At 31.1% G+C, this 6223-nt stretch carries 5 protein-coding genes and 1 other annotated feature; all 5 genes read left to right on the top strand.

The window, feature by feature from the left end; genetic code table 11:
* Nucleotides 1-287 precede the first annotated feature (287 nt).
* Nucleotides 288-533 (top strand) — a binding site (T-box leader).
* A 75-nt stretch (nt 534-608) separates the two neighbouring features.
* Nucleotides 609-1910, top strand: a complete 1302-nt coding sequence (aspS, locus tag MR593_RS08025) for an aspartate--tRNA(Asn) ligase (RefSeq protein ID WP_290691705.1) — start codon at nt 609-611, stop codon at nt 1908-1910.
* A gap of 44 nt (nt 1911-1954) precedes the next feature.
* Nucleotides 1955-2230 carry an Asp-tRNA(Asn)/Glu-tRNA(Gln) amidotransferase subunit GatC gene (gene gatC / locus MR593_RS08020; RefSeq protein WP_290691704.1) on the top strand — a complete coding sequence of 92 codons (276 nt, stop codon included), beginning with the start codon at nt 1955-1957 and terminating at the stop codon, nt 2228-2230.
* Between the two features lie 12 nt (nt 2231-2242).
* Nucleotides 2243-3691: an Asp-tRNA(Asn)/Glu-tRNA(Gln) amidotransferase subunit GatA gene (gene gatA, locus MR593_RS08015; protein ID WP_290691703.1), complete on the top strand. Its 1449-nt coding sequence runs from the start codon at nt 2243-2245 to the stop codon at nt 3689-3691.
* A gap of 3 nt (nt 3692-3694) precedes the next feature.
* Nucleotides 3695-5137, top strand: coding sequence for an Asp-tRNA(Asn)/Glu-tRNA(Gln) amidotransferase subunit GatB (gene gatB / locus MR593_RS08010; RefSeq protein ID WP_290691701.1), 1443 nt, complete (start codon nt 3695-3697; stop codon nt 5135-5137).
* A 108-nt stretch (nt 5138-5245) separates the two neighbouring features.
* The coding region (locus tag MR593_RS08005) for a PLDc N-terminal domain-containing protein (RefSeq protein ID WP_290691700.1) at nt 5246-6223 on the top strand (978 nt) is incomplete at its 3' end.

Below are 6223 nucleotides of genomic sequence, written 5' to 3'. Positions count from 1 at the left end.
ATACTTTTATCATCATTTACATCTATTTTTGGAAGTCTCAAAAAACCAAATCCTATTTTATTCATACTAATGCCCCCTCAGTAACTTTAGTTATCTATTATTAAGATAATTATATTTAAAATTTATTGTATTTAAAAGAATAAAAAACACCAAATTGGACAATATATAAAGTGAAATATTTAAATATAAAAATTAAAAAAAATAAATAAATAGTTAAAAATTTGAAAAATTAGTTGCAATTAGTGTTTTTTTATCTTACAATGTAAACATAGTCAAAAATTAATAAATTAAATGCAATGAAAAAGAAAGTAGATTTAATGTAGATTTATAGAGAGTAGAGGATGGTGGAAGCTCTACATGATACTTAGATTGAAATAACACTTTGGAGTGGTTAGAAGAAATTACGTTTCGTAAGAGTAAAGCTAAACGGAGACTCACCGTTAACAGAGGAAAAGTATAATAATTGTACTTTACAGAGTTGGACACATATGTGTCAACTAGGGTGGTACCGCGGAATATATCCCGTCCCTATACTATTGTATAGGGGCGGTTTTTTATTTTAAAAAGTAATTGTATTTTAGATATTAAATATTATAGAAAGGGATGAAATGATGCAGACATTAGAAAGAACATTTGCAAATGAATTAAAAGATTCAAAAGATGAAGTTGTATTACTTAGAGGTTGGATATACAAAATAATCGACTTAAGTAATGTAGTATTCATAAAATTAAGAGATAAAAGTGGAATAGTACAACTTGTTGCAAATAAGGAACAAATAGAAGGATTGAGACTTGAAAACGCTATAGAAGTAACAGGTAAAAAGAGTGAAAATGAAAAAGCACCAGGTGGAGTAGAAGTCGTAGTAGACGAAATCAAAATATTAGGAAAAACATATTACGACAAGCTTCCATTTGAAGTAAACAGCTTCAAAAACAAAGCCGCTCTAGAAACTCAATTAGACAACAGAACAATAGCACTTAGAAGACCAGAAATACGTGCAATATTTAAAGTTCAAAATGAAATAGAACAAGCTTTTAGAGATTATCTAAGATCTAAAAACTTCGAACAAATACATACTGCAAAAATTATAGACTCATCTACTGAAGGTGGATCTGAAATGTTTACAGTAAACTATTTTGACAGAAGATCTTTCTTAGCTCAATCACCACAATTCTACAAACAAATGATGGTAGGGGCTGGATTTGAAAGAGTATACGAAATAGGACATGCATATAGAGCTGAGCTTCACAATACTTGGAGACACTTAAATGAATACGTCAGCTTAGACGTAGAAATGGGATTCATAAAAGATGAATTTGAACTTATGGATTTAGAAGAAGGCTTCTTAGATTACTTATTTAAACATTTAAATAAAGTTTGCAAAAAAGAATTAGAAATGTACAAAATAGATCTTCCAAATGAAGTTAAAATACCAAGAATAACTTTAGCAGAAGCACACAAAATATTACTTGAAGAATACGGTAAAAAATCACCAATAGGAAATATAGATGCAAAAGGTGAAGAATTAATCTGTAAATATGTAAAAGAAAAATACGGTACAGAATTTGTATTTTTAACTAAATATCCAGTGGCTAAAAGACCAATGTATACTATGCCAGACGACGAAGATCCTACACTTACAAAGAGCTTCGACTTAATATACGATGGTCTTGAAATAACTACAGGTGGACAAAGAATACACGACTATGAAATGTTAAAACAAAACATAATCAAATTTGGATTAAAACCAGAAGATTTTGATTTCTACCTAGATACATTTAAATACGGTATGCCACCACATGGAGGATTTGCAATAGGTTTAGAAAGACTTACTATGAAAATATTAAAACTTTCAAACATAAGAGAAGCTACATTAGTACCAAGAGATATGAAAAGATTAACTCCATAAAACTAAGATATAATATTTAATAAAATAAAAAGGAGATGGATATTATGGCAATTAGTAAGGATCAAGTTAAATATATTGCACAGTTAGCTAAGCTTCATTTTGAAGAAGACGAAGCTGAAAAATTTGCAAAGGAATTTGAAAATATATTAGAGCAATTCAAAACACTAGATGCTCTAGACTTAGACGATGTTGTAGTTGAAAGACCAACAGTTTCAGTAACTAGAAAAGATATACCTAAAAAATGTGAAATAGAAGACTTATTTAGAAATGTAAAAACAATGAGAGACACTGCTATAGAAGTGCCAAAAATCATTGAATAGGAGGTCATTTTGATGAGTATAAGAGAAACAGTAGCTAAGATTAAGTCTGGCGATATAAAAAGTTATGATGTCGTTAAATCATACGTAGATGTTATAAATAAAAAAGAAGATAAAATAGATGCTTTCTTGTTACTTCAAACTGATGAAGCATTAGAAAAAGCAAAAGAAATAGATGAAAAAGTTAAAAATGGTGAAAAACTAGGAGCACTAGCTGGTATTCCAATAGCAATAAAAGACAATATATGTACACACGGTGTAAAAACTACTTGTGCATCAAAAATGCTAGAGGATTTCGTTCCACCATACGATGCTACTATAATCAAGAAATTATTAGCTGAAGATGCTATATTAATAGGAAAAACTAACTTAGATGAATTTGCTATGGGTTCTTCTACAGAAAATTCAGCCATGAAGATAACTAAAAATCCAATAGATATAACTAGAGTTCCAGGAGGATCTTCAGGTGGTTCTGCAGCAGCAGTTGGTTCTGAAATGGTTCCACTTGCAATAGGATCAGATACTGGTGGTTCTATAAGACAACCAGCCTCATTCTGCGGTATAGTAGGTATGAAACCAACTTACGGTTTAGTATCTAGATTTGGACTTATAGCATTCGGTTCTTCACTTGACCAAATAGGACCATTCTCTATGAGTGTAGAAGACAATGCTTATCTACTTAACGTACTTGCTGGAGAAGATGATTTAGACTGTACTACTGCTAAAGGACGTGAAAAAGTAGATTACACTAAGGACTTAGGAAAAGATATAGCTGGTATGAAAATAGGTATACCAAAGGAATTCATAGAAGAAGCAGGTCTAGACCCTGAAATCAAAGAAATAGTACTAAAAGACTTAGAAGCTTTAAAAGAATTAGGCTGTGAAGTTGAAGAATTTTCTCTACCTATAACTAAAGATGGACTTGCTCCATATTATATAATATCTTCTGCTGAAGCTAGTTCAAACTTAGCTAGATTCAACTCAGTAAGCTACGGATACAGAGCAAAAGACTACACATCTGTAGACGATATGATAGAAAAGAGTAGAAGTGAAGGATTTGGTAGCGAAGTAAAAAGAAGAATAATGCTTGGAACTTACGCATTATCATCTGGATACTACGATGCTTACTACAACAAGGCTCAAAAATTCAGAGCAAAATTAAAAGCTGACTTCCAAGAAGCCTTCAAAAAATACGATATAATACTTGGACCAGTATCTCCAATACTTCCATTTAAAATAGGTGAAAGATGTGAAGATCCTACTGCAATGTACTTAGCTGATATTTACACAATAAATATAAATCTAGCTACAGTGCCAGCATTATCTATGCCAGGAGGAAAGAGCAAGGAAGGTCTTCCAGTAGGTATCCAATTAATAGGTGATACATTTACAGAAGATAAGATATACAAAGTAGCTTATCAACTTGAAAAGAAATTAGCACTAGAATTTGATAGAGAGGTGTAAGATATGGTATATGAAACAGTCATAGGACTTGAAATACATGCTGAATTAAAAACTAAAACAAAAATATTCTGTAGCTGTTCTACAGAATTCGGTAAAAAACCTAATGAAAATACTTGTCCAATATGTCTAGGTATTCCAGGAACTTTACCAGTGTTAAATGAAGATGTAATAAAGCTTGCAATTAAAGCAGGGACTGCTCTTAATTGTACAATAAACAACTACAATAAAATGGACAGAAAAAACTACTTTTATCCAGACTTAACTAAAAACTTCCAAACTTCACAATACGATTTACCAATGTGTAGCAATGGTCTAGTAAAATTTGATTTTGAAGGAAAAGAAGTAAAGGTCAGAATAAACAGAATACATATAGAAGAAGATGCAGGTAAGCTTGTCCATCTAGAAGACGAACCATATTCATTGATAGATTACAATAGATGTGGTGTTCCACTAATAGAAATCGTTACAGAACCAGATTTACGTTCTCCTGCTGAAGCTGCTGAATTCATGAGACAATTAAAGGGTATTCTTGAATATGCAGAAGTATCAGACTGCCGTATGGAACAAGGTTCAATAAGATGTGACGCCAACATATCTATAAGACCACTTGGACAAGAAGAATACGGAACAAAGGTAGAAATAAAGAACATAAACTCATTTAGAGAGGTTCAAAAAGCTCTAGAAAAAGAAGAAAAGAGACAAAGAGAATTATATCAATACGGTGAACAACATAAGATAAAACAAGAAACTAGAAGATGGGATGCTGCAAAAGCTAAAACTTTACCAATGCGTTCAAAAGAAGAAGCTCATGACTACAGATATTTCCCAGAACCAGACTTAACACCAATTATAATAGAACAATCTTTTGTAGATGAAACTAAGGCTAATTTACCAGAAATGCCAATTGAAAAACGCGAAAGATTTGTAAGAGATTACAAAATACCAGAAAAAGACGCTGCTATAATAATAGCTAATAAGACATTAGCACATTTTTATGAAGATGTAGTAGCACTTGGAGCAGATCCTAAGACAGTTGATAACTACATATTAGGAGAAATGCTTAGACTTCTAAATGCTAAAGGCTTAGAACCAGAAGATATAACTATGGAACCTAAAAACTTAGCAGAATTAATAAAAGTTATAGAAGAAGGAAAAATAAGTAAGACAGCAGGTAAAGAAGTATTTGAAGAAATGTTTGAAACTAACAAGGATCCAAATACTATAATAGAAGAAAAAGGACTTGCTCAAATTAGTTCATCTGATGAGCTTGAAAAATTAGTAGATGAAGTACTTGCTAAGAACCCTCAATCAATAGAAGATTTCAAAGCAGGTAAAAAACAAGCTGCAGGATATTTAATGGGACAAGTAATGAAGGCATCAAAAGGAAAAGCAAACCCACAAGTTGCTAAGAAGATGATAGACGACAAGTTAAATGCTCTAGCTTAATAAATAATTTAAAAAATTGATTTTAAGGAACCATTGTGTAATAATTAATTATATGATGGTTCTTTTTTAATGATAATATAATTATATTGTAAAAGAGGGTAACGAATTATGAATATTTTATTAAAAAGATCTGTACAAAGGGCGATACTTTTAGCGACTTCATTTATAATACAAATAGCAGTAATTGTATTTTTTATATTTCAATATAAAGGAAATTTTCTATATTTTTATTTGGGATCTTTAGCTCTTAGTATAGCGATAGTTTTTATAATTATAAATAACAAGAGCAATCCGAGCTACAAAATAGCCTGGATTATACCTGTGCTTATTTTCCCTATATTTGGAGGGTTGTTTTACTTATTATATGGTGGGAATAAATTAAGCACTAGAGAAAAATTAAAAATGGTAATCCAAAATATAAAAATGACTAATTCTCTAAAGCAAGATAATAAAATAATGGAAAGTTTAGGGAAAGAGGATATATACGCTCAAAATCAAAGTAAATACATTTTAGATTACGCTAAATGTCCCGTTTATAATAACACAGAGACTACTTATTTTAAAATAGGAGAAGAAAAGTACGAGGCTCTTTTAAGTGAACTTGAAAAAGCCGAGAAATTCATCTTTTTAGAGTATTTTATTATACAGGAAGGGAAGATGTTCAACTCCATACTAGAAATTTTAGAGAGAAAGGCCAAAGAAGGCGTAGATGTAAGGTTGATTTACGACGATGTAGGTTGTCTAGTTACGCTGCCACATAATTACCATAAGGAAATAGAAAAAAAGGGAATCAAATGTAGAGTGTTTAACCCTATAAAGCCGTTTTTTACTAGAAGATTAAACAATAGAGACCACAGAAAGATAGCTGTAATAGATGGAAATGTCGGTTTTACTGGTGGTATAAATCTAGCTGATGAATATATAAATGAATACGAAAAGCATGGATATTGGAAGGATGCTGCTATAATGCTAAAGGGAGATGCAGTGTGGAGTTTGACGATAATGTTTTTATCTATGTGGGATTATATAGACAATATAGATGAAAATTATCTGAGATTTAAGCCTTCTGCAGAAAAAAGATATACG

This window comes from Intestinibacter sp., from assembly GCF_022780145.1.
Taxonomy (GTDB): Bacteria; Bacillota; Clostridia; order Peptostreptococcales; family Peptostreptococcaceae; genus Intestinibacter.
Note: the sequence above shows the minus strand (reverse complement) of the source record. Positions and strands in the feature narration are given on the sequence as shown.